19 protein-coding genes and 4 pseudogenes are annotated in these 22,185 nt (G+C 72.2%); 11 read left to right on the plus strand and 12 right to left on the minus strand.

The window, feature by feature from the left end:
* The first annotated feature begins 1 nt into the window (after position 1).
* From OG899_RS07580 to OG899_RS07590, 3 genes are all read left to right on the plus strand, one after another.
* Positions 2 to 772 carry an ABC transporter permease gene (locus OG899_RS07580; protein WP_125497071.1) on the plus strand — a complete coding sequence of 257 codons (771 nt, stop codon included), beginning with the start codon at positions 2 to 4 and terminating at the stop codon, positions 770 to 772.
* 138 nt (positions 773 to 910) lie between these two features.
* On the plus strand, positions 911 to 2,023 hold the full coding sequence (locus OG899_RS07585; protein WP_125497070.1) for an ABC transporter ATP-binding protein: 1,113 nt from the start codon (positions 911 to 913) through the stop codon (positions 2,021 to 2,023).
* Positions 2,020 to 2,886, plus strand: coding sequence for an ABC transporter permease subunit (locus tag OG899_RS07590; RefSeq protein ID WP_125497069.1), 867 nt, complete (start codon positions 2,020 to 2,022; stop codon positions 2,884 to 2,886). The genes OG899_RS07585 and OG899_RS07590 overlap by 4 nt, the downstream gene beginning before the upstream one ends.
* 49 nt (positions 2,887 to 2,935) lie before the next feature.
* Here the strand turns inward: OG899_RS07590 and OG899_RS07595 are convergent, their stop codons facing one another.
* The gene (locus OG899_RS07595) at positions 2,936 to 3,268 is read right to left on the minus strand and encodes an ATP/GTP-binding protein (RefSeq protein ID WP_125497068.1); all 333 of its coding nucleotides are present in this window, start codon (positions 3,266 to 3,268) and stop codon (positions 2,936 to 2,938) included.
* Positions 3,269 to 3,511: 243 nt separating this feature from the next.
* Here OG899_RS07595 and OG899_RS07600 point away from each other — a divergent pair, with 243 nt between their 5' ends.
* A complete protein-coding gene (locus OG899_RS07600) occupies positions 3,512 to 4,633 on the plus strand; it encodes an LLM class flavin-dependent oxidoreductase (RefSeq protein WP_125497067.1) in 1,122 nt (373 codons plus the stop codon).
* Positions 4,634 to 4,759: 126 nt separating this feature from the next.
* Here OG899_RS07600 and OG899_RS07605 read toward each other — a convergent pair whose 3' ends face one another.
* A complete protein-coding gene (locus OG899_RS07605) occupies positions 4,760 to 5,152 on the minus strand; it encodes an SCO5389 family protein (protein ID WP_125497066.1) in 393 nt (130 codons plus the stop codon).
* A gap of 321 nt (positions 5,153 to 5,473) precedes the next feature.
* Here OG899_RS07605 and nucS point away from each other — a divergent pair, with 321 nt between their 5' ends.
* Entirely contained in the window at positions 5,474 to 6,154 is a 681-nt protein-coding gene (nucS, locus tag OG899_RS07610; protein WP_189343513.1) for an endonuclease NucS, read from the plus strand.
* Between the two features lie 119 nt (positions 6,155 to 6,273).
* On the opposite strand, the gene OG899_RS07615 is transcribed toward nucS, so the two are convergent.
* From OG899_RS07615 to OG899_RS07630, 4 genes and pseudogenes are all read right to left on the minus strand, one after another.
* Positions 6,274 to 8,982, minus strand: coding sequence for an ATP-binding protein (locus OG899_RS07615; RefSeq protein ID WP_406310951.1), 2,709 nt, complete (start codon positions 8,980 to 8,982; stop codon positions 6,274 to 6,276).
* A 398-nt stretch (positions 8,983 to 9,380) separates the two neighbouring features.
* On the minus strand, positions 9,381 to 9,704 hold the full coding sequence (locus OG899_RS07620) for an STAS domain-containing protein (RefSeq protein WP_125497063.1): 324 nt from the start codon (positions 9,702 to 9,704) through the stop codon (positions 9,381 to 9,383).
* Between the two features lie 147 nt (positions 9,705 to 9,851).
* Entirely contained in the window at positions 9,852 to 10,700 is an 849-nt protein-coding gene (locus OG899_RS07625; protein WP_125497105.1) for a 3-hydroxyacyl-CoA dehydrogenase family protein, read from the minus strand.
* 211 nt (positions 10,701 to 10,911) lie between these two features.
* Positions 10,912 to 11,132: pseudogene (locus tag OG899_RS07630) on the minus strand (TetR/AcrR family transcriptional regulator); the annotation flags it as partial.
* A 19-nt stretch (positions 11,133 to 11,151) separates the two neighbouring features.
* On the opposite strand from OG899_RS07630, the pseudogene OG899_RS07635 reads away from it, so the two are divergent.
* The 3 genes and pseudogenes from OG899_RS07635 to OG899_RS07645 form a co-directional block, all read left to right on the plus strand.
* Positions 11,152 to 11,729, plus strand: a pseudogene (locus OG899_RS07635) (ATP-binding cassette domain-containing protein); the annotation flags it as partial.
* 9 nt (positions 11,730 to 11,738) lie between these two features.
* Positions 11,739 to 12,220 (plus strand): annotated as a pseudogene (locus OG899_RS07640) (ABC transporter permease); the annotation flags it as partial.
* 13 nt (positions 12,221 to 12,233) lie between these two features.
* Positions 12,234 to 12,806: a cob(I)yrinic acid a,c-diamide adenosyltransferase gene (locus tag OG899_RS07645; RefSeq protein WP_125497061.1), complete on the plus strand. Its 573-nt coding sequence runs from the start codon at positions 12,234 to 12,236 to the stop codon at positions 12,804 to 12,806.
* A 15-nt stretch (positions 12,807 to 12,821) separates the two neighbouring features.
* Here the strand turns inward: OG899_RS07645 and OG899_RS07650 are convergent, their stop codons facing one another.
* The gene (locus OG899_RS07650; RefSeq protein ID WP_125497060.1) at positions 12,822 to 13,367 is read right to left on the minus strand and encodes a hypothetical protein; all 546 of its coding nucleotides are present in this window, start codon (positions 13,365 to 13,367) and stop codon (positions 12,822 to 12,824) included.
* A gap of 154 nt (positions 13,368 to 13,521) precedes the next feature.
* Here OG899_RS07650 and OG899_RS07655 point away from each other — a divergent pair, with 154 nt between their 5' ends.
* From OG899_RS07655 to OG899_RS07665, 3 genes and pseudogenes are all read left to right on the plus strand, one after another.
* A complete protein-coding gene (locus OG899_RS07655; protein WP_125497059.1) occupies positions 13,522 to 14,694 on the plus strand; it encodes a sensor histidine kinase in 1,173 nt (390 codons plus the stop codon).
* Entirely contained in the window at positions 14,691 to 15,332 is a 642-nt protein-coding gene (locus OG899_RS07660; RefSeq protein WP_406310952.1) for a response regulator, read from the plus strand. Before OG899_RS07655 ends, OG899_RS07660 begins: the two co-directional genes overlap by 4 nt.
* Positions 15,333 to 15,532: 200 nt before the next feature.
* Positions 15,533 to 16,693, plus strand: a pseudogene (locus OG899_RS07665) (glycoside hydrolase family 18 protein); the annotation flags it as partial.
* Positions 16,694 to 17,039: 346 nt separating this feature from the next.
* Here the strand turns inward: OG899_RS07665 and OG899_RS07670 are convergent.
* The 5 genes from OG899_RS07670 to atpA all read right to left on the minus strand — a co-directional run bounded on the left by OG899_RS07670 (position 17,040) and on the right by atpA (position 22,076).
* On the minus strand, positions 17,040 to 17,486 hold the full coding sequence (locus OG899_RS07670) for a DUF2550 domain-containing protein (RefSeq protein ID WP_125497056.1): 447 nt from the start codon (positions 17,484 to 17,486) through the stop codon (positions 17,040 to 17,042).
* 130 nt (positions 17,487 to 17,616) lie between these two features.
* Complete coding sequence (locus OG899_RS07675) at positions 17,617 to 17,994, minus strand: F0F1 ATP synthase subunit epsilon (protein ID WP_125497055.1); 378 nt, start codon at positions 17,992 to 17,994, stop codon at positions 17,617 to 17,619.
* 116 nt (positions 17,995 to 18,110) lie between these two features.
* Positions 18,111 to 19,547, minus strand: a complete 1,437-nt coding sequence (atpD, locus tag OG899_RS07680) for a F0F1 ATP synthase subunit beta (protein WP_125497054.1) — start codon at positions 19,545 to 19,547, stop codon at positions 18,111 to 18,113.
* Entirely contained in the window at positions 19,548 to 20,465 is a 918-nt protein-coding gene (locus tag OG899_RS07685) for a F0F1 ATP synthase subunit gamma (RefSeq protein WP_125497053.1), read from the minus strand. It lies immediately after the preceding gene.
* Positions 20,466 to 20,486: 21 nt separating this feature from the next.
* Positions 20,487 to 22,076, minus strand: a complete 1,590-nt coding sequence (gene atpA, locus OG899_RS07690) for a F0F1 ATP synthase subunit alpha (RefSeq protein ID WP_125497052.1) — start codon at positions 22,074 to 22,076, stop codon at positions 20,487 to 20,489.
* Positions 22,077 to 22,185: the final 109 nt, after the last annotated feature.

The raw sequence follows: 22,185 nt of genomic DNA on the forward strand, positions 1-22,185 counted from the left end.
GATGGCGGTGATGCAGGTCGTCCGGTCCGAGTGGACCAAGATCCGGTCGGTGGCCTCCACGGCGTGGACGCTGTCCCTGGCGGTGGTCGTCACCCTCGCCCTGGGCGTGCTGATCTCCGCGCTGTCGCGGCGCGAGTCCGGCTCCATGGACCCGCGCGCCCGGCTGTCCTTCGACCCGACCCTGGTCAGCTTCGCGGGCATGACGCTGGGGCAGCTGGCGATGATCGTGTTCGGAGTGCTGGTGGTGTCCACCGAGTACAGCACCGGCATGATCCGCACCTCGCTGGCCGCGGTCCCGCGCCGAGGGGTGTTCCTGGCGAGCAAGGTCGCCGTCGCCACCGCCCTCGCCCTGGTGGTGGGCATGGCCACGAGCTTCGCCGCCTTCTTCCTCGGGCAGGCGATGCTCGGCCCGCTGGGGACCTCGCTGGGCGAGCCGGGGGTGCTGCGGGCGGTCGTCGGCGGCGGCCTCTACATGACGCTGATCGCCGTGTTCTCCATGGGCATCGCCACGATGCTGCGCTCGCCGCTGCTGTCGCTGGGCATCCTGATGCCCTTCTTCTTCCTGATCTCCAACATCCTCGGCAACGTCTCGGCCACGAAGAAGGTCGGCCGGTTCCTGCCCGACCAGGCCGGCAGCCGGATCATGGAGGTGGTCCCGCGGGCCGCGGACGACACGCCGTACGGGCCGTGGGGCGGCCTCGGGATCATGGTGCTGTGGGTGGTGGCGGCCCTCGCGGGCGGCTACGCCGTGCTGCGCCGCCGCGACGCCTGACGGTCCCCGCCCGGCGGCGGGACCGGTCGTCTTGGCCAGAACCGCACACGCCCCGCTATTGTCCTAGGACTTGTGTGGGCGGTGCAGCGCCCCGCTGTCCTGAACGTCGGGACGAGCACCTTCCGATGGGACCGGAGCATGATCGAGGCAGTCGGGCTGACCAAGCGCTACGGCGACAGGACCGCGGTGGACGATCTCACGTTCACGGTGCGGCCCGGGGCCGTGACCGGCTTCCTCGGTCCCAACGGCTCCGGCAAGTCCACGACGATGCGGATGATCCTCGGCCTGGACAACCCCACCGCCGGCACCGTGACCATCGGGGGGCTGCCCTACCGGAAGCTGCCGAATCCAGCCCGCCAGGTGGGCGCCCTGCTCGACGCCCGGGCCGTGCACGGCGGCCGCACCGCACGCGACCATCTGCTGTCCCTGGCCCAGCTGTCGGGCATTCCGGCCCGCCGGGTGGACGAGGTGCTGGACGTGGTCGGGCTGCGGGACGTGGCCGGCAGGCGCACCAAGGGCTTCTCCCTGGGCATGGGGCAGCGGCTCGGCATCGCCGCGGCCCTGCTGGGCGATCCGCAGGTGCTGCTGTTCGACGAGCCGGTCAACGGCCTGGACCCCGAGGGCATCTACTGGGTGCGCAACCTGATGAAGGAACTGGCCTCCGAGGGTCGCACCGTGTTCGTCTCCAGTCACCTCATGAGCGAGATGGCGCAGACCGCCGATCACCTCATCGTCATCGGACGCGGGCGGCTGCTCGCCGACATGAGCGTGCGGGACTTCATCGCCGCGAACTCCGCCGGTTTCGCCCGGGTGCGCACCCCCGGCTCCGAGCCGGAGCAGCGCGAACGGCTGACCACGGTGCTGACCGAGGCCGGCGGGCAGGTGCTGCCCGAGCCGGACGGGGCGCTGCGGGTGACCGGGCTGCCGCTGCCGCGCATCAGCGATCTCGCCCACGACGCCGGCGTGCGGCTGTGGGAGCTGTCGCCGCACCAGGCCTCGCTGGAGGAGGCGTACATCCGGCTGACGCAGCACGCGGTCGACCACCGTTCGACCGCCGACCCGAAGGCCGGGCTGACCGAGCCGCTGCCGCCGGGCGCCGAGCCGCCGCTGCCCGTCCCCGGCCAGGGACAGCCCGGCTGGTTCGTCCCGCCGCCCCCGCAGGATCCCGCGACGGCCGCCGGCGCCGTGCCCGGCCCGCAGGACGGCACCGCCCCCTCCCCTGCCCCGACCACGTCCGAGGACCCCCGATGAGCACGCCCGACCAGCCGGGCCCGCCGCCCGCCGACGGGGCGGTCACGCCCGGTCCGTACGCCGCCTACACCTCGCCGATCCCCGTGGTGCGCACCCACCTGGGGCATGCGATCGCCGCGGAGTGGACCAAGCTCAGATCGGTGCGCTCCACGCTGTGGACGCTCGGGGTGTACGTGCTGCTGGTGGTGGGGACCGGACTGCTGATCGGCCTGGGGGTCTCCGCGTCCTCGACGGATCTGCGCGGGGAGGAGAACACGCTGGCGCTGGGCATCGTCGGGGTGCTCGTCGGCAGCGTCTGCCTCGTCACGCTCGGTGCGCTGACGACGACCTCCGAGTACACCACGGGCCTGATCCGCACCACGATGACCACGTGCCCGAGCCGGGTCCGGGTGCTGCTGGCGAAGGCGGTGGTGTTCTTCCTGCTGGCCTTCACCGTGACCCTGGTGTGCAGCACGCTCGTGGGCTTCCTGCAGACGTCCCTGCTGTCCGGCAGCGGCGCCCCGCGGCCCACCGGTGACCAGTGGCTCAAGGCCACGGTCGGCGTCAGCCTCTTCCTGGCCCTGCTCGGGCTGGTCTCGCTGCTGGTCGGCTCGATGCTGCGGCACGCGGCGGCCGCCATCACCGTCATGATCGGCGTCGTGCTCGCCCCGCTGGTGCTCGCGCTGTTCGTGACCACGCAGTCGTTGCAGTGGCTGCGCACCGGCCTGCTGCGGTACTCCGTCCCGTTCCAGCTGAGCGTCTTCTACACCGGTCGCCTGGGGGACGGGGGTCCCACGGGCTGGGACCCGGTGTGGATCATGCTGGGCGTGGCCGTCGTCGCCTTCGCGGGCGCCTGGGCGCTGCTGAACCGGCGGGACGTCTAGGGGCGCCGCCCCACCCCGGCGCCGTCCCCGCGGCCGTGCGCGAACGGGCTCAGTAGCGCGGCGCGTTGCGGGAGCGCTGCACCCGTGCGCTGCGCCGGTCCCGGGCGTTCCAGCAGGACTTGTGCCAGTGCCGGCGGTCGTCCACCCCGGCGTACTCGGGCCAGGCCACCACGTGCGGAACGCCCGAGCCGATCACCTGGTCGCAGCCCGGGCAGCGATAGGTCTTGCCGGCGGCGCTGGCCCCGGCGACATGGCGCACGCTCCACGCCTCGCCCTGCCAGCTCTCCGTGAACTGCCAGCCGCCGTAGCGCTGTGCGGCGTCGTCCTCGGCGCTCCGGCCGGCGAAGCCGGAACCCTTGGGGCGGTTGCGACGCGGAGACACGGAACACCTCACCGAGTTGGGCAGCGGACACGTCCGCTCCAGCGTACGCGTCACGGTCGCGGGGCCGGGCGTGCGGCACCGCGAGCACGGCCGTGCCGCCGGCGTCGCCGCAGCGGCCCGGGCACCCGCACCGCGACGCGGGCGTACGATCCGCCCATCCGTCCGGCCGTGTCCTCGGCACGTGTCATCCGGTTATGCGTGAGTGGGGGAGCTCCGTGTCGGAGCCGAGGAAGCAGGAAAGCAATGCACGTCGGAAGCTTCGTGGTGGCCGCCCAGTTCCCCGGACAGGGCCAAGGGGAGGCGCTGCACCGGGCGGTGCGCACCGCCGAGGTCGCCGAGCAGGCCGGGCTGGACGCGGTCTGGCTGGCCGAGCACCACTTCGTGCCGTACGGGACGTGCCCGTCGGCCATCACCCTGGCCGCGCTGCTGCTGGGCCGCACCCGCACCCTGCGGGTGGGCACGGCGGTCAGTGTGCTGACCACCGCGCATCCGGTCGCGCTGGGCGAGCAGGCCGCCCTGCTGCATGTGACGAGCGGCGGACGGTTCTCGCTGGGCGTGGGGCGCGGCGGGCCGTGGGTGGACCTGGAGGTGTTCGGGGCGGGCCTCGAGGCATACGAGTCGGGGTTCCCCGAATCACTCGATCTGCTGATGCGCTGGCTGCGCGAGCCGTCGGTGTCGGCCGACGGGGAGCGGTTCCGTTTCCGTGCGGTGCCGGTCGTGCCGCGCCCGTCGCAGGCACTGACCGACGTGCCGGGCCCGGAGGTCGTCGTCGCGTGCACCTCGCCGGCGAGCGTCCGCCTGGCCGCCGCACGCGGTCTGCCGATGCTGCTCGGCATGCACGTCGGGGACGAGGAGAAGGCCGAGATGGTCGCCCTGTGGCGGCGTGCGGCCCGCGAGGCCGGGCGCGGCGAGGAGGAGATCCGCGGCGCCGCGCATGTCTCGGCGGGCGTCTGCCAGATCGCCGACCGGCGCACGGACGCGGTGGAGACGCTGCTGAAGGCGATGCCGGGCTGGCTCGAACAGGGCCTGGGGGCGCATGTGACGGTGGACGGCCGCACCCGCCGGATGCGCGATCCGCTCGCCTACACCGAACTGCTGTGCACGCTGCACCCGGTGGGCACCCCGCAGGTGTGCGCCGACCGGCTCGCGGCCACCGCCGAGCGGACCGGGATCTCGCGTTTCGCGCTGCTCGTCGAGGGCTCCGGCGACCTGGCCACCACCGAGGAGAACGTCCGGCGGCTCGGCGCCGAGGTGCTGCCCCGGCTGGGCGCACCGTCACCTGCCCCGGCCGGTCAGGCCGTGGGGTGCGGCGGTGCCGCCGCCGGTGGGCCGCACGCTCCGGGATCCGCCACGGCCGCACCGTAGCGGCCCCGTCGTCCGCGACCGGGTCCGCCGGGCCGGCCCCGGTGGGCCGGCCGACGGGAGCGGCCTGCCGCCCCGGCACTGTGTCGCGCCTCCCGCGTTCGGGGCGGCAAGCCCGCGGCCATCGGGTCAGCAGTCCCTGAGTTCGGGCGACTGGTTGAGCAGCTGGCTGCGCACCGACGTGAACCGGGCCAGCGACTCGTCGGCCGAGGCGTCCATCGGGAACACCGCCACGCGGTGGCAGTTCTGGAAGGCCAGCCGCACCCCGAAGTGCCGCTGCAGCGCGCCGCGTATCGCGTCACTCGCGAGCGCACGCAGCAGCTGACCGCGCGCGTGCTCGTCCGGCGGGGGCGTCTGGTTGTCGGCGAAGTCACCGCCGTCCACCTTCAGCTGGGCCACCAAGGAGCTGATCATCTCCCATGCGTAGGGCAGGGAGGTCCGGACGCAGTCGACGAATTCCGCTTCGTCGACCTCGCCTCGCTCGGCCTTCTCGAGCAGGGCCGGTGAGACGTCGAGCGACATGGGTTCTCCTCTCGCACCCCCGCTGAGCAGGGGTTGCCGGACAGATGAAGGGAGTTCGCGATACCGAACACGGTGAGTACACACATCGCGACCACCCGTTCCTACGGTAGGCAACGAAGCGAAGGCTCACTAGGCAAATGCCCATACAGGTCGGTCGGGTTGTGCACACAATCGGCCACGAGTGAACACGGAGGTTCCAGTGAAAATCGGGGCGCGGCCCGGGCGGCGCACCGCGGCTCCCCGAGGCCGTGCGAGGCGGGGAAGCCGGGCATCGGCGGCCGAATCGCGCGCGGCGCGGTGTGTCGAGTAGCGTTGCCGACCATGCGTCTCGTCATTGCCCGATGTTCCGTCGACTACGCCGGGCGGCTCACCGCCCACCTGCCGTCAGCGCCGCGCCTGATCCTGGTCAAGGCGGACGGCAGCGTCTCGATCCACGCGGACGATCGCGCCTACAAGCCCCTGAACTGGATGTCGCCGCCGTGCACCCTCAAGGAGCAGGCCGGCGACGGGGACGGCGCCCCGAGCGTGTGGACGGTCGTCAACAAGGCGGGCGAGAAGCTCATCATCACGATGGAGGAGATCCTCCACGACTCCACCCATGAGCTGGGCGTGGACCCCGGGCTGATCAAGGACGGCGTGGAGGCGCACCTGCAGGAGCTCCTCGCCGACCGCATCGAGACCCTCGGCGAGGGCTACACCCTCATCCGGCGCGAGTACATGACGGCCATCGGGCCGGTGGACATCCTGTGCCGGGACGGCTCGGGACAGACCGTCGCGGTGGAAATCAAGCGGCGCGGCGAGATCGACGGGGTGGAGCAGCTCACCCGCTATCTGGAGCTGCTCAACCGCGATCCCCATCTGGCGCCGGTGCGCGGCATCTTCGCCGCCCAGGAGATCAAGCCGCAGGCGCGGGTGCTGGCGACCGACCGCGGCATCGACTGTCACGTGCTGGACTACGACGCCCTGCGGGGCATCGAGGACGACAAGCTGCGCCTGTTCTGACGGCGCCGCCGTCCTTCGGGCAGAGCAGGGGCCGGGTTCCGCGGGGTGCGGGGCCCGGCCCCTGGTGTGCTGTCGCGGCCGGGACGCCGGGGCGGCGCGGCTGCGGGAAGGCCTGTCGGTCAGACGGCCGTCGGGGTCCCGGAGGGAGCGGCGGGGCTGTGCGCCGAGGTGCTCGTGGACGGGGTGCCCGCCGAGACACCGGAGGTCGGCGAGGAGCCGCCGCCCGTGGTGTCCCCGGTGCCGCCGCCGTCGCCGGAACCGCCGGTCGGGCTCGTGCTGCCGCCGGTGTCGCCGCCCGTGGTCGGGTCCGGGCTGCCGGTGTCGCCGCCCGTGGTCGGGTCCGGACTGCCGGTGTCGCCGCCCGTGGTCGGGTCGCCGCTGTCCCCGCCCGTCGGGCTGCCGGGGCCGCTGGACCCGCCGGTCGGCGAGCCGGTGCCGCCCGGGGAGCCCCCGGTGTGGCTGCCGCCCGCGGAACCCGAGGAGCCGGTCGGGTCGGGCGAGGAGCCACCGCCGGTCGGGTCGATGGTGTCCGAGGGGCCGCCACCGCCCTTGGTCGGCGCGGGGTCGTCCGCCGTTCCCGCGGTGCCGTCCGGGCCCGGGTCGGTGGGCCGTCCGGTCGCGGTGCCGACGCTGCCGTCCGCCGGGACGGCACCGCCGCCCGGGCCGCCGTCCTGCGGCGGGGTGTCGGCGCCCAGACTGCCGTCGTCCGCGCCCTGGCTGGCCGACGGGTTGACGCCGACCTTGTCGGACGGGGACTCGGGGTCGTTGTGGGAGGTCGCGCCGAGCGTGACCACCGTGCCCAGCACGGCCGCGAGCACCGCGCCGGCGCCCGCCGCCACCAGATTGCGGCGGGCGAACGCCTTGATGCCGGTCCGCTTGGCGGCCGGGGCGGCGGACCGGGCCGCGGCCGACCGTGCCGCGGTCGGCGGCTGGTAGGAGACCAGCGTGGCGGTGTCGCCGACGGGCGGCTTCAGCTGGGGGAACGGCGTGGTGACGGCGTCCGGCGGCGTGGCCGACTCCTCGGTGCGGGCGTCCGGCACCTCCTCCGCGGCCGGCGCGTCCCCGAGGCCCGGCACCGGTGTCACCACCGGTTTGGACAGGGTGCCGGAGCGGTCCTCGACCAGGGCGAGCGCGCGGCGGCCCGCCACGGTGCCGCGCTTGTCGGCGACGGCCCCGCGCAGGCCGATGGAGGCCTCCAGCTCGGCCCGCGCCCGGTCCAGCAGGCCGCCGCACAGCGCGAGGATGCCCAGCTCGTGGTGGAAGTAGGCCTGGTCGGCGACCTCGCCGGCGAGACGGGAGGCCTCCGTGCCGAAGCGCAGGGCCCGCTCCCAGGCGCCCCAGTCGCCGCCCGCCGCGAAGGCGGGTGCGGCGGCCCGTGCGAGCCGCACCGCGGGGCTCTCCTCCCCGTCCTCGCCCGGCCCGGCCGACGGCACCAGCACGGCCAGTGCGGCCAGCACCGCGTCCGCCTCGGCGCACACCCGCTCGGCGCCGACCGAGGGGTGGCCGGCCCACCAGGTGTAGTGCCGGGCGGCGGTGCGGGCGGTCTCCTCGGCGTCGTCGCCGTAGCCGGCGGCCTGGAGCTGGGTGAGCACACCGGCGGCGAGCCGGTAGCGGGAGCCGGCCGGGGTCACCAGCCCGCAGGCGACGAGTTCGCCGAGGACCGCGTCGGCGTGGGTGTCCCCCACCAGCGCGGGCAGATGCGCCGGGTGCGGCACCTCTCCGCCGAGCGCGACGGCGAAGCGCAGCGCGTCCCGGGCGCTGGCGCCGAGCCGGGAGGCGAGCAGCGGCGCCGGGCCGGCGGCCTCGCCGAGGGAGGGCAGCGGCAGCCGTGCGCCGTCGCTTGCCTCTCCGGCGGCGTCCACCGGGCCGTCGGCGGCGGAGGCGTCGGCGAACACACCGAACTCCTCGACGGCGTCGGCGCCGGCCCGCAGCCGGTCGCGCTGGCGCAGCAGGGCGCCGGCCTGGACGAAGCGCAGCGGCAGGCCCTCGGACTCGAACCACACGTCGCCGGCCCAGTTGGCCTCCTCCTCGGTGAGGGGACGGCCGACACCCTGCTCGATGAGCGCGATGCCGTCGGCGCGGCCGAGTCCGCTGAGGACGATCTCCTCGACCTCGAACTCGGGGGAGGCGGCGGGCACATCGGGGGTGGCCGCCATCAGGAAGGCGCACTCGGGGGTCGCGTCGAGCAGGTCGTCCAGGGCGCTGCCGCCGAACTCGAGGTCGTCCACGACGACGATCGCGCCGATCTCCCGGACGTGGGCGAGCAGTTCCTCCCGGCCGGGCCGGTACCGGGGGGCGTCGTACACGGCGTGGAACAGCTCGTGCAGCAGGTCCTCGGCGGTGCGCCGGTAGCCGCTCAGGCGTACCACGCCGTCGGGCGCGAAGTCCGCGCAGTCCTCGGCGACGACGTCGAGGAGGCTGGTGCGGCCGGAGCCGGGGACGCCGGTCAGGCGCACGCAGCGGCCGCGGGCGAGCAGCCTCACCAGCCGCTCGCGTTCCTCCTGGCGTCCCAGGAGGGGCAGCGCGGGGCGGGCGGGCCCGGGCGGGGCGGGCGGCCTCGCGGCACGGTCGGCCTCGGCCCGTGCGTCCGCGGTGTACCGGGACGGCCGGCCGGGTCGTTCCCCGGGCGGGCAGAGCTCAATCTCGCTGCCGTCGACGGGGTTGACGGTGAGCAGGAAGTCGCCCGCGACGAGCTGCACCGTGCGGACCGGTGCCGGCGCGAGGGGCGGGAAGTCGGCCGCGAGGGAATCCCTGGGCGCGCGGCGGCCCGGCACGCGGCCGTCGCCGTCCTGGCCCTGGTCCTCGGGCTCCCGGGTGTTCGGGTCCATGGGTTCCATAGGTTCCAAGCCCCCCAAAAGCGTCTCGTGTGCTCGAGCCCGGCGGCCGGGCCCGCCCTCCCGGCCTTGCCGCACACCACGCTGTCGCTTCTGGTCCGGGCCCGCTCGAGGGTCGCGAGGCAGCGGGCGACCGAACACTAAACCTTCGCCCAGTATCCCCGACAGCCCGGGGTACCGGGCCGCCCGAGACGTCACGGTCTCATGAGGATCGCGTCCGTGGTGCGCCGCGCAGCGGTCCGGCGCGGTCCCGGGCGTCGCCGAGGTCGCTCCGGTCGCCCGGGCCGCGTGGCGTCCGCGACGACGAGGTGTGCCGGGGCCGGGGCGGGCGGCGGCCGCCGGCCGGTACGGGCCGCCGCGGTGTGCGCCCGGCGATCCGTACCGCGGCTCGTTCAGGCGGGGGGTGCCGTCTGGGCGCCGAGGCCGCCCTCGATGGCCAGGATGCGGTGCAGGCGGGTGGCCACCAGCAGGCGCTGCATCTGCGGCGGTACGCCGCGCAGCACCAGACGCCGGCCGCGGCGGCCGGCGCGCCGGTGCACCCCCATGATCACACCGAGCCCGGTGGCGTCCCAGGCTTCCAGCTCGGACAGGTCCAGGATCAGGTCTCCCACGCCGCCGTCCACGGCCGAGTGCAGGGCCGTACGGGCGTCCGCCGCGCTGCGGACGTCCAGGCGGCCCCCGACGACCACCTGGGCGTGGTCGCCCCTGATGTACATATGCGCTCCCCGTGAGTGCGGTGACCTGCTCCGTGCGACGGTCGGCTGTGCACCGTCTGACTGTCCGAGCCCCGGTGCGGTTGCTGGTTGTTGGCGAACCGATACCAAAATCACCCCGAAGGGTGATACGGGTGGTACGCCTGCGGCTCAGTACGTGTAGAAGCCCTGCCCGCTCTTGCGGCCGATGTCACCGGCGTCCACCATCCGGCGCATCAGCTCCGGCGGGGCGAACTTCTCGTCCTGGGTCTCGGTGTAGATGTTGTCGGTGGCGTGCAGCAGGATGTCGACGCCGGTGAGGTCGGCGGTGGCGAGCGGGCCCATGGCGTGACCGAAGCCCAGCTTGCAGGCGAGGTCGATGTCCTCGGCGCTGGCCACGCCCGACTCGTACAGCTTGGTCGCCTCCACCACGAGGGCGGAGATGAGCCGGGTGGTGACGAAGCCGGCCACGTCCCGGTTGACGACGATGCAGGTCTTGCCCACGGACTCGGCGAACTCCCGCGCCTTGGCGAGGGCTTCGTCGCTGGTCTTGTAGCCGCGGACCAGCTCGACCAGCTGCATCATCGGCACCGGAGAGAAGAAGTGGACGCCGACGACCCGCTCCGGGTGCTCCGTCACGGACGCGATCTTGGTGATGGGGATGGCGGAGGTGTTGGAGGCGAGCACGGTGTCCTCGCGCACCAGCTTGTCGAGCGCGCGGAAGATCTCGTGCTTGACGTCCAGCTTCTCGAAGACGGCCTCCACGACGACGTCGGCGTCGGCGGCGGCGTCCAGGTCGGTGGTCGGGGTGATGCGCGCGAGGGCGGCCTCGGCGTCCTCGGCGGCCAGCTTGCCCTTGCTCACGAACTTGTCGTACGAGGCCTTGATGCTGTCGGTGCCACGCGCGAGGGCCTCGTCGGTGACGTCCCGCAGGACGACGTCCCAGCCCGCCTGCGCGGAGACCTGGGCGATGCCGGACCCCATGAGGCCGGCCCCGATGACGGCGAGTTTCCGTGCCACTGACGACTCCCCTTCGAACGACTGCGCGGGCATGATCCGCTGTGAACGGCTGCGGCGGACCGGCTCCGTCCTGTGCGCGAGGCGGTCCGCGGGAGCGCTCACCCGCTGGTGACGTAAGGCTCCTGGGCGGACCCTAGCGCCCGTTCGGGGCTGTGTGACCGGTAAGTAACGCGCGTCACGTCTCAATTGACGGACATCACACCCTCAGGTGTCACCCGTCGCCTCGGACGGCGTAGTTGAGCACCTTCTCGCTCAACACGTCCTCGGTGTCGTCGAGGACACCGAGGACGTCCCGGGAGGCCTCGTGCGGGTGGCGCCCCTGGAGCATCGCGTGAGGATGGCGACGAAGACCGTCTGCTCGATCCAGCAGATCTGTCCGGCCATCAGTGCGGGCAGTGCGTCGCCCGGCGCGGCGCCCGTCTCCTCGCGCAGGACGCCTCCAGACCGACCCGACCGGGCCGGGGTGCGCCGCGCATGCGGCTACGTCGCCCAGTCGGGCGGGGTGGACGCGCAGATCACCGTCCGGGAGGAAGTGGTCACCCAGGGCCGGCTGTACCGGCTCGGCAAGGCGGAGGCCGTCGAGCGCGCCCGCGAACTCGCGGAGGGGCTCGGCCTGGCCGGTCTGCTCGGCCTGGCCGGTCTGCTCGGCCGCAGGACCGGAGCGCTCTCCGGCGGACAGCGCCGCCGGCTGGACATCGCGATGGCGCTCACCCACCGCGCGCGTGCTGTTCCTGGACGCGCCGACGACCGGCCTGGATCCGGGCAGCCGGGCCGGCCTGTGGGACCTGGTGCGCCGCCTGCGCGACGAGCACGGCAACCACCGTCCTCCTGACCACCCATCACCTGGACGAGGCCGACGCCCTCTCCGACCGGCTGGTCGTGGTCGACCAGGGCGTGGTGGTGGCCGAGGGCACGCCGAGCGCCCTCAAGCGGGAGCACGCCGGATCGGCCGACGCCTCGCTGCAGGACGCCTTCCTCGCCCTCACCGGCCGCCGGCCCTCCCCGGCCGACGCCACGCCCCTCACCGTGCGAGACACCCGTCGCCGTCCGGTGAGCCGGCCGGCGCTGCTGCTCGGCCGGGTGCCGCGGGACACACCGTCATCGTCTTCCAGGCGGTGCTGCTGGTGCCGGCGGCCCCGGTGATGGGGCTGCGCGCACCGGTCGGCGGTGTGGTCGTCGGTTCCGGGTTCGTCGCCCTGCTCGCCGTCGCGCCGGCCTCGCTGTCGTATGCGCTGGGGCTGACGGTCGTCACCGCGCAGCCGTTCGCACCCCTGGTCAACGGGGTGGCGATGCCCGCGATGCTGCTGTCCGGGCTGATGCTCCCGATGAGCCTGGCACCTGCCTGGCTGGACGCGCTCTCCCACGTCGTGCCGCTGCGCTGTCCGGTGGACGCGGTGCGCGACGCCTACGCCGGGGTGTACACCAGCGCCACCATGCTCCGCGGTGTCCTGGTCGTCGTGGTCTTCGCGGTGCTCGCCGTGACGGTGGGCACACGTGTCTTCCGCCGGGCCGGGGCGTGACTACGCTGAGTGCATGGTCAATCTGACACGCATCTACACCAGGACCGGCGACCAGGGCACCACCAACCTGGGCGACATGAGCCGGGTCGCCAAGACCGACCTGCGCATCGCGGCCTACGCCGACGCCAACGAGGCGAACGCGGTGATCGGCACGGCGATCGCACTGGGCGGCCTCGACGAGGAGATCGTCACGGTGCTCTCCCGCGTGCAGAACGACCTGTTCGACGTGGGCGCGGACCTGTCCACGCCGGTGGTGGAGAACCCGAAGTACCCGCCGCTGCGCATCGAGCAGTCCTACATCGACCGGCTGGAGGCGGACTGCGACCGCTTCAACGCCGAGCTGGACAAGCTGCGCTCGTTCATCCTCCCCGGCGGCACCCCCGGCGCGGCCCTGCTGCATCAGGCCTGCACGGTGGTCCGCCGGGCCGAGCGCTCCACCTGGGCGGCCCTGGAGGTGCACGGCGAGACGATGAACCCGCTCACCGCGACCTACCTCAACCGCCTGTCCGACCTGCTGTTCATCCTGGCGCGCACGGCGAACAAGGAGACCGGCGACGTGCTGTGGGTGCCGGGCGGGGAGCGCTAGGAGACGACCCGGCCCTCACCCGGATCGGGTGGGCGCCTTCTTAGGGAACAGCGTGTAGCTCGCCGCGATCACCAGGTTGATGCCGATCACCCACAGCATCCGCGTCTGCCACACCCGCAGCGATCCGGTGTCGCCGCCGTCGCCCACGTACCAGACGGCCGCCTGGAGCAGGGCGATGGCGACCCCGGAGGCGAGGATCCAGCGGCCCGCCACCTTCCACTCGTGCCGTGTGCGGGCCGCACCGTACTTCGGGGGGCGCACCGGCGGCGGGCCGCCCGCGCAACGGTGGGCGACCCACGCGTCGGCCCACGTGATCGTCGCGCGTCCGAAGCCCACCGTGAAGCCGATGTACACCGCCGCGAGCCCGTGCCGCCAGTCCGGCTCGGCACCGTTCTTCAGATCGACGGCGGTGACGGCGAACAACACGGCCTCCAGCAGCGGCTCGCACAGCAGCAGCGCGAGACCGGTGCGCGGCATCCGCAGCAGGTAGCGGGTGGCGAGCCCGGCGGCCAGCAGCACCCAGAAGGCCACCTCGCAGGCGATGATCAAACCGACGATCAACGTCTCGCTCCTTCCGATCGCCTCTCCCAGGCTCCCCTCGGCCGGCGCCGGTCGCGTCGTCGCCGGTGACGATTCCGCGGTACATCGAACGATGCAGTCGTGCCCTCCCCGGGACGCACGCGCACACGGTGCCGGCCGTGCTGGGATGGGAGGCATGGCCGTACGACGTCCCCGCCCCGACCGGTTCGAGATCCTGGTGGCGCTGTGCGGGCTGCTGGGCGGTCTGGTGCTGTGGGGGGTCGGCCTGGGCTATCGGTCGGCCGCCGAGCCGACCGTGCTCCTCCACGGCCGCTGGCCGGTCCTGCCGCCGCTGGTGGTCATGGCCGGCTGCGAACTGCTGCGGCGGTCCGCGCCCCGCCTGTCCCTGCCGATCGGCACGGCCGCGCTGGCCGCCGACGCGCTGAGCCAGGGAAACCTGGCGACCGTTCTGATGTACACGGACCTGGTGTACGCCGCCGTGCTCTACGGCACGGCCGGTGCGGCTCAGCGCATCCTGTGGCTCACCGGCCTGGCCACCGCCGCCGCCACGCTGGTGCCGCTCGCCGTGTGGCAGGTGCCGGAGGCGGTGCTGCTCGGCGTGCTCACCGGCGTCGTGACTTTCGGTCCCGCCTCCACCGGCTGGATCGTCCGCAACCACCGGGACGCCGCCGAGGCCGCCCGGCTGCGGGCCGAACAGACCGCGCTGCTGGCCGAGACGGACCGGACCCAGGCCGTCACCGCCGAGCGGGCCCGGGTGGCGAGGGAGCTGCACGATCTGGTGGCGGGCCACCTGTCCGCGATCGCCGTCCACTCCACCGCCGCCCTGTCCCTCGACGACCCGGCGACCACCCGGCAGGCGCTCTCCGTCATCCGGGAGAACAGCCTCGAGGGGCTCGCCGAGATGCAGCGGCTGATCGGCATCCTGCGGGACGGCGGCGGCACGGAGGAACCGGCCGTCGCACCCACCGTCGACGGGCTCGGCCACCTGGTCGACACCGCCCGCGCGGGCGGCCTCGACGTCCGGCTGGACGCACGGCACGGCTCGCTTCCCGCGCCCGTCGGCCTGGCCACCTACCGGATCGTGCAGGAGTCGCTCACCAACGCCCTCAAGCATGCCTCCCCCGGCCCGGTCACCGTGGACGTGATCCGCCGGGACGGCCGCCTGGACATCACCGTGCGCAGCCCGTACGACGGTCGGGCCGAAGCCCGCGCACCCGGATCGGGCACCGGCATCGCCGGGATGCGGGAGCGTGCTTCCCTGCTGGGCGGCACCTTCCGGGCCTGCGCCGAGGGCCGCTCCTGGGTGGTACGGGCGACACTCCCCCTGACGGAAGGAGACCACCGGTGATCCGTGTCCTCGTCGCCGAGGACCAGTCCGCGGTCCGTGCCGGGCTGGTGCTCATCCTGCGCAGCGCGCCCGGGATCGAGGTGGCCGGGGAGGCCGAGGACGGGCAGCGGGCGGTGGACCTCGCCCGCGACCTGCGGCCCGATGTGGTGCTGATGGACGTTCGGATGCCGCGGCTGGACGGCGTGTCGGCGACCCGGCAGATCGTGGCGGAGCGGCTCGCCGACGTCCTCGTCCTCACCACCTTCGACTTCGACGCCTATGTCTTCGGCGCCTTGCGTGCCGGCGCGGCCGGCTTCCTGCTGAAGAGCGCCGAGGCGGACGATCTGATCGACGCGGTGCGCACGGTGGCCCGGGGTGAGGGCATCGTCGCCCCGGCGGTGACGCGGCGGCTGATCGCCGAGTTCGCCGCGGCGTCCGCCCGGGAGGCGACAGTGGATCCTGCCGTTCTGGACACGCTCACCCGGCGGGAGCGCGAGGTGCTGTCCTGCCTCGGCGAGGGACTGTCCAACGCGGGCATCGCCGAACCGCTGGACATGGCGGAGGGGACGGTCAAGACACACGTCAGTCGGCTGCTCGGCAAGCTGGGACTGCGCAGCCGGGTGCAAGCAGCGGTGCTGGCCCGGGAGCTGATGCGCTGACCGGTATTGGTCCAGACCCATTGACCCAGTGGTCCAGACCTTTCTATATTCGCGCCACGGGCGTGCTGACCGTCATGCCCCTGACATCCCCCCGCACACAGAGGAGGCGCTTCATGCGCTTCGCACACAGAGCCGCGGCAGGATTCGCGACCCTGCTGCTCCCCCTCGGCGGCCTTCTCGGGTTCTCGGCCGCCGCCCAGGCCGCCACCGACCACTCCCCCACCGTCGAGACCCGCGCCGCCGCCGACAACGGCACGGTCAAGCTCGGCTACTTCACCGAGTGGGGCACCTACGACCGCAACTTCAACGTCAAGAACCTGGACACCTCCGGCACCGCGGCCAAGATCACCCACATCAACTACGCCTTCGGCAACGTCACCGGCGGCAAGTGCGCCATCGGCGACTCCTACGCCGACTACGACAAGGCCTTCACCGCCGACCAGTCCGTCAGCGGACAGGCCGACACCTGGGACCAGCCGCTGCGCGGCAACTTCAACCAGCTGCGCCAGCTCAAGGCCAAGTACCCGCACATCAAGGTGCTGTGGTCCTTCGGCGGCTGGACCTGGTCCGGCGGCTTCGCCGACGCCGCCAAGGACCCGCAGGGCTTCGCCCAGTCCTGCTACAACCTGGTGCACGACCCGCGCTGGGACGGTGTCTTCGACGGCATCGACATCGACTGGGAGTACCCCAACGCCTGCGGTCTGACCTGTGACAGCAGCGGCCCCGACGCCTTCAGGAACCTGATGGCCGCGCTGCGCTCCACGTTCGGCGACGAGCTGGTCACCGCCGCCGTCACGGCGGACGGCACGCCCGGCGGCAAGATCGAGGCCACCGACTACGCCGGCGCCGCCCAGTACGTCGACTGGTACAACGTGATGACGTACGACTTCTTCGGCGCCTGGGACGCCCAGGGTCCCACCGCCCCGCACTCGCCGCTGACCTCCTACGACGGCATCCCGAAGCAGGGCTTCACCAGCGCCGACGCGATCGCCGCGTTCAAGGCCCAGGGCGTGCCCGCGGACAAGCTCCTCCTCGGCATCGGCTTCTACGGCCGCGGCTGGACCGGCGTCACCCAGGACGCCCCGGGCGGCACCGCGACCGGCCCCGCCGCCGGCACCTGGGAGCAGGGCATCGAGGACTACAAGGTCCTCAAGAACACCTGCCCCGTCACCGGCACCGTCGCCGGCACCGCCTACGCCCACTGCGGCAGCAACTGGTGGTCCTACGACACCCCGGACACCATCGCCTCGAAGATGGCCTGGGCGAACGACCAGGGCCTGCGCGGCGCTTTCGCCTGGGACTTCAGCGGCGACACCGCCGACGGTGAGCTGATCGCCGCCCTGAGCAACGGCCTGGCGTGAGCAGCACACACCTCGCACGATGAGGAAGCTCCTCCGGACCTGGTCCGGAGGAGCTTCTTCGTGCGTCTATCGGCTTGCGGGCCGGGGCCGGGCCCCACCCAGCGGGACCCGGAACGTCGCTCTACGCGACGTTCACCCTCCCCCACCAGCTCCGCTGCCGGGGGCACCCCCACCCAGCGGGACCCGGAACGTCGCTCTACGCGACGTTCACCCTCCCCCACCAGCTCCGCTGCCGGGGGCACCCCCACCCAGCGGGACCCGGAACGTCGCTCTACGCGACGTTCACCCTCCCCCACCAGCTCCGCTGCCGGGGGCACCCCCACCCAGCGGGACCCGGAACGTCGCTCTACGCGACGTTCACCCGCTGGCCCGGCGGGGCCGCCTCCAGCCAGGCGAGGAAGCCGGTGAGGGCGTCCTCGCTCATGGCCAGTTCCACCCGGACGTCCTGGTGCAGGCAGGTGAGGATCACCGCGTCGGACAGCAGCGCCAGTTCCTCCTCGCCCTCGGGCAGCCGACGGCCCGCCACCTCGATGCAGGCGCGTTCCAGCAGGCGCCGCGGACGCGGGGCGTAGGAGAAGACCCGGAACCACTCCACCCGATCGCCGTTGTAACGGGCGACCCCGTAGCTCCAGCCCTTGCCGCTGGTGTCGGGCTCCTCGGCCACCCCCCAGCGCAGGCTGCAGTCGAAGGTGCCGCCCGAGCGCTGGATCAGCCGGCGGCGCAGCCCGAAGACGAACAGTCCCACCACCACGAGCGCGACCACGATCGCGCACACACTCAGAGCGAGGACCATCGGCACCGACCTCCTCGTCTCCTAGGTAATGGAACAGAAAAAACACCTACATCCACCTCAGCCGCGGCCGGTACCGGAGAACTCCGGTACCGACCGCGGCTGAGTGGTGTCATCAGATCGCGAGCTTCGTTCAGCGCGCCGCCGAAGCCGCACGCAGTCGTACGTCCGCTCGCCGCTCGGCGTGGGCGTCGCCCTCCGCCTTCGCGCGTTCCAGCTCCCGCTCCGTGCGCTGGACGTCGATCTCGTCCGCGAGCTCCGCGACCTCCGCGAGCAGCGAGAGTTTGTCGTCCGCGAACGAGATGAAACCGCCGTGCACCGCGGCGACGACCGTCTCACCGTCACTCGTACGGATGGTCACCGGGCCCGACTCCAGCACACCGAGCAGCGGCTGGTGACCGGGCATGACGCCGATGTCGCCGGACGTGGTGCGCGCGACGACCAGGGTGGCCTCACCGGACCAGACCTGGCGGTCGGCGGCGACCAGCTCGACGTGCAGCTCAGCAGCCAAGGGTGGCTCCTCGGATCACCACCCGGCAGGGTGCCGGGTGTTGGGGTCAATACTAAGGGGCGTGAGCGAGGGGGCGGGACGCTCCCGCCCCCTCGACCGGACTCGGATCACCGAGTTCAGGAGACGCCCAGCTCCTTCGCGTTCTTCTTCAGGTCCTCGAGACCACCGCACATGAAGAACGCCTGCTCCGGGAAGTGGTCGAACTCACCGTCGCAGATCGCGTTGAACGCGGCGATGGACTCGTCCAGCGGCACGTCCGAGCCGTCCACACCGGTGAACTGCTTGGCGACGTGCGTGTTCTGGGACAGGAAGCGCTCCACACGGCGGGCGCGGTGGACGACGAGCTTGTCCTCCTCGCCCAGCTCGTCGATACCGAGGATCGCGATGATGTCCTGGAGGTCCTTGTACTTCTGCAGGATGTTCTTGACGCGCATGGCGCAGTCGTAGTGGTCCTGCGAGATGTACCGCGGGTCCAGGATCCGGGACGTGGAGTCCAGCGGGTCCACGGCCGGGTAGATGCCCTTGTCGGAGATGGAGCGGGACAGAACCGTCGTCGCGTCCAGGTGGGCGAAGGTGGTGGCCGGGGCCGGGTCGGTCAGGTCGTCCGCGGGGACGTAGATCGCCTGCATCGAGGTGATCGAGTGACCGCGGGTGGAGGTGATGCGCTCCTGCAGCTGACCCATCTCGTCGGCCAGGTTCGGCTGGTAACCCACCGCGGAGGGCATGCGGCCCAGCAGGGTGGAGACCTCGGAACCGGCCTGGGTGAAGCGGAAGATGTTGTCGATGAAGAACAGCACGTCCTGCTTCTGGACGTCGCGGAAGTACTCCGCCATCGTCAGGCCAGCCAGGGCCACGCGCAGACGGGTGCCCGGCGGCTCGTCCATCTGGCCGAAGACCAGCGCGGTCTTGTCGAACACGCCGGACTCGGTCATCTCCTGGATGAGGTCGTTGCCCTCACGGGTGCGCTCACCGACACCGGCGAACACGGAGACACCGTCGTGGTTGTTGGCGACGCGGTAGATCATCTCCTGGATGAGCACCGTCTTGCCGACGCCGGCGCCGCCGAACAGACCGATCTTGCCGCCCTTGACGTACGGGGTCAGCAGGTCGATGACCTTGACGCCGGTCTCGAACATCTCGGTCTTCGACTCGAGCTGGTCGAAGTTCGGCGCCTTGCGGTGGATGGACCAGCGCTCGCCGTCGTACTCGGCGTCGGTGTTCAGCACCTCGCCGAGGGTGTTGAAGACCTTGCCCTTGGTGAAGTCACCGACCGGGACGCTGATGGGCGCGCCGGTGTCGGTCACCGGGGACTGGCGGACCAGACCGTCGGTGGGCTGCATGGAGATCGCGCGGACGAGGCCCTCGCCCAGGTGCTGGGCGACCTCCAGGGTCAGGGTCTTCTTCTGGCCCGCGTTCGCCGGGTCGCTGACCTCGACGTGCAGGGCGTTGTAGATGTCCGGCATCGCGTCGACGGGGAACTCCACGTCGACGACCGGGCCGATGACCCGCGCGACGCGGCCCGTCGCCGTGGCCGTCTCAACAGTGGTGGTCATTTAGTAGTCACTCCCCGCGGTCGCGTCGGCCAGGGCGCTCGCGCCACCGACGATCTCGCTGATTTCCTGGGTGATTTCGGCCTGGCGGGCCTGGTTGGCAAGCCGGGTGAGCGTCTCGATCAGCTCACCGGCGTTGTCCGTCGCCGACTTCATCGCGCGCCGCGTGGCGGCGTGCTTGGAGGCGGCCGACTGAAGCAGCGCGTTGTAGATCCGGCTCTCCACGTAGCGCGGCAGCAGCGCGTCCAGGACCTCCTCCGCCGACGGCTCGAAGTCGTACAGCGGAAGGATCTCGCCCTTCGTCTGCGTCTGCTCCGCCGCCTCGTCGAGGCGCACCGGCAGCAGCCGGGAGGCCACGGCCGTCTGCGTCATCATCGAGACGAACTCGGTGTAGACGATGTGGAGTTCGTCCACACCGCCGTTCGCGGTGTCCTTCTCGATGGCCTCGACGAGCGGGGCCGCGACCTTCTTGGCGTCCGCGTACGACGGTTCGTCGGTGAAGCCCGTCCACGACTCGGCGATCTTGCGCTCGCGGAAGTTGTAGTGGGCCACACCCCGCCGGCCGACGATGTAGGTGTCGACCTGCCGGCCCTCGCGCTCCAGGCGCTCGGTCAGCTGTTCCGCCGCCTTGATGGCGTTGGAGTTGAACGCACCGGCCAGACCGCGGTCGCTGGTGAGCAGCAGGACGGCGGCGCGGGTCGGGTTCTCGGCCTCCGTCGTCAGCGGGTGCTTGGTGTTCGACCCGGTGCCGACCGCCGTGACCGCGCGGGTCAGTTCCTGCGCGTACGGCGTGGAGGCCGCCACCTTGCGCTGCGCCTTGACGACGCGCGAGGCGGCGATCATCTCCATCGCCTTGGTGATCTTCTTGGTCGCGGTGACGGATCGGATGCGACGCTTGTAGACCCGGAGCTGGGCTCCCATGAGTCAGGTCCTTTCCTTACGTCACTTGGCGGCGGCCGGGGTGTCCTCGCCGAGCAGCTTGCCGTCCGAGGTCTCGAACTGCTTCTTGAACTCCGCGATGGCGTCCGCGATGGCCTGCAGGGTGTCGTCGGACATCTTGCCGCCCTCCCGGATGGAGGTCATCAGGCCCTGCTCCTTGCGGTGCAGGTACTCGAGCATCTCCTTCTCGAAGCGGCGGATGTCGGCGACCGGGACGTCGTCCATCTTGCCGGTGGTGCCGGCCCACACGGAGACGACCTGGTCCTCGGTGGCCATCGGCTGGTACTGCTCCTGCTTGAGCAGCTCGACCATGCGCTGACCGCGCTCCAGCTGGGCCTTGGAGGCGGCGTCCAGGTCGGAACCGAAGGCGGCGAACGCCTCCAGCTCACGGAACTGGGCGAGGTCCACACGCAGACGGCCGGAGACCTGCTTCATGGCCTTGTGCTGGGCGGCACCACCGACACGGGAGACGGAGATACCGACGTTCAGCGCGGGCCGCTGACCGGCGTTGAACAGGTCCGACTCCAGGAAGCACTGGCCGTCGGTGATGGAGATGACGTTGGTCGGGATGAACGCCGAGACGTCGTTGGCCTTGGTCTCGACGATCGGCAGGCCCGTCATCGAACCGGCACCCATGTCGTCGGAGAGCTTGGCGCAGCGCTCCAGCAGACGGGAGTGCAGGTAGAAGACGTCACCCGGGTAGGCCTCGCGCCCCGGCGGACGGCGCAGCAGCAGGGAGACGGCACGGTAGGCGTCGGCCTGCTTCGACAGGTCGTCGAAGACGATCAGGACGTGCTTGCCCTGGTACATCCAGTGCTGGCCGATGGCGGACCCGCTGTAGGGCGCCAGGTACTTGAAGCCGGCCGGGTCGGAGGCCGGGGCGGCGACGATGGTCGTGTACTCCAGCGCGCCGTTCTCCTCCAGCGCGCGGCGCACCGACGCGATGGTGGAGCCCTTCTGGCCGACGGCGACGTAGATGCAGCGGACCTGCTTGTTCGGGTCGCCGGAGCGCCAGTTGTCCCGCTGGTTGATGATCGTGTCGATGGCCAGAGCCGTCTTGCCGGTCTGGCGGTCACCGATGATCAGCTGGCGCTGGCCGCGGCCGATCGGCGTCATGGCGTCGACGGCCTTGTAGCCCGTCTCCATCGGCTCGTGCACCGACTTGCGCTGCATGACCGTGGGGGCCTGCAGCTCGAGGGCGCGGCGGGCCTCGGTCTCGATCTCCCCGAGGCCGTCGATCGGGTTGCCGAGCGGGTCGACCACACGGCCGAGGTAGCCCTCGCCGACCGGGATGGACAGGATCTCGCCGGTGCGGGTGACCGGCTGGCCCTCCTCGATGCCGCTGAACTCGCCGAGGACGATCGCACCGATCTCCCGCTCCTCGAGGTTGAGGGCGAGGCCGAGGGTGCCGTCCTCGAACTTCAGCAGCTCGTTGGCCATGGTCGAGGGCAGGCCCTCGACCCTCGCAATGCCGTCGCCGGCAAAGGTGACAGTGCCGACCTCCTCGCGCGAGGCCGCGTCCGGCTTGTACGACTGGACGAAGTCTTCCAGCGCGTCCCGGATCTCATCCGGCCGGATCGTGAGCTCCGCCATCTGGGTTCCCTGCTCTCCTTGTTGGGCCCGAAGTTTCACTCGGGGGGGGTATGCCACGGGGACTCCCCCGGTAAGAGGTGAATCCTCTGCACGGCCCAACCAGGGCCGT

The sequence above is a fragment of the Streptomyces thermoviolaceus genome (assembly GCF_045209695.1).
Taxonomy (GTDB): Bacteria; Actinomycetota; Actinomycetes; order Streptomycetales; family Streptomycetaceae; genus Streptomyces; species Streptomyces thermoviolaceus.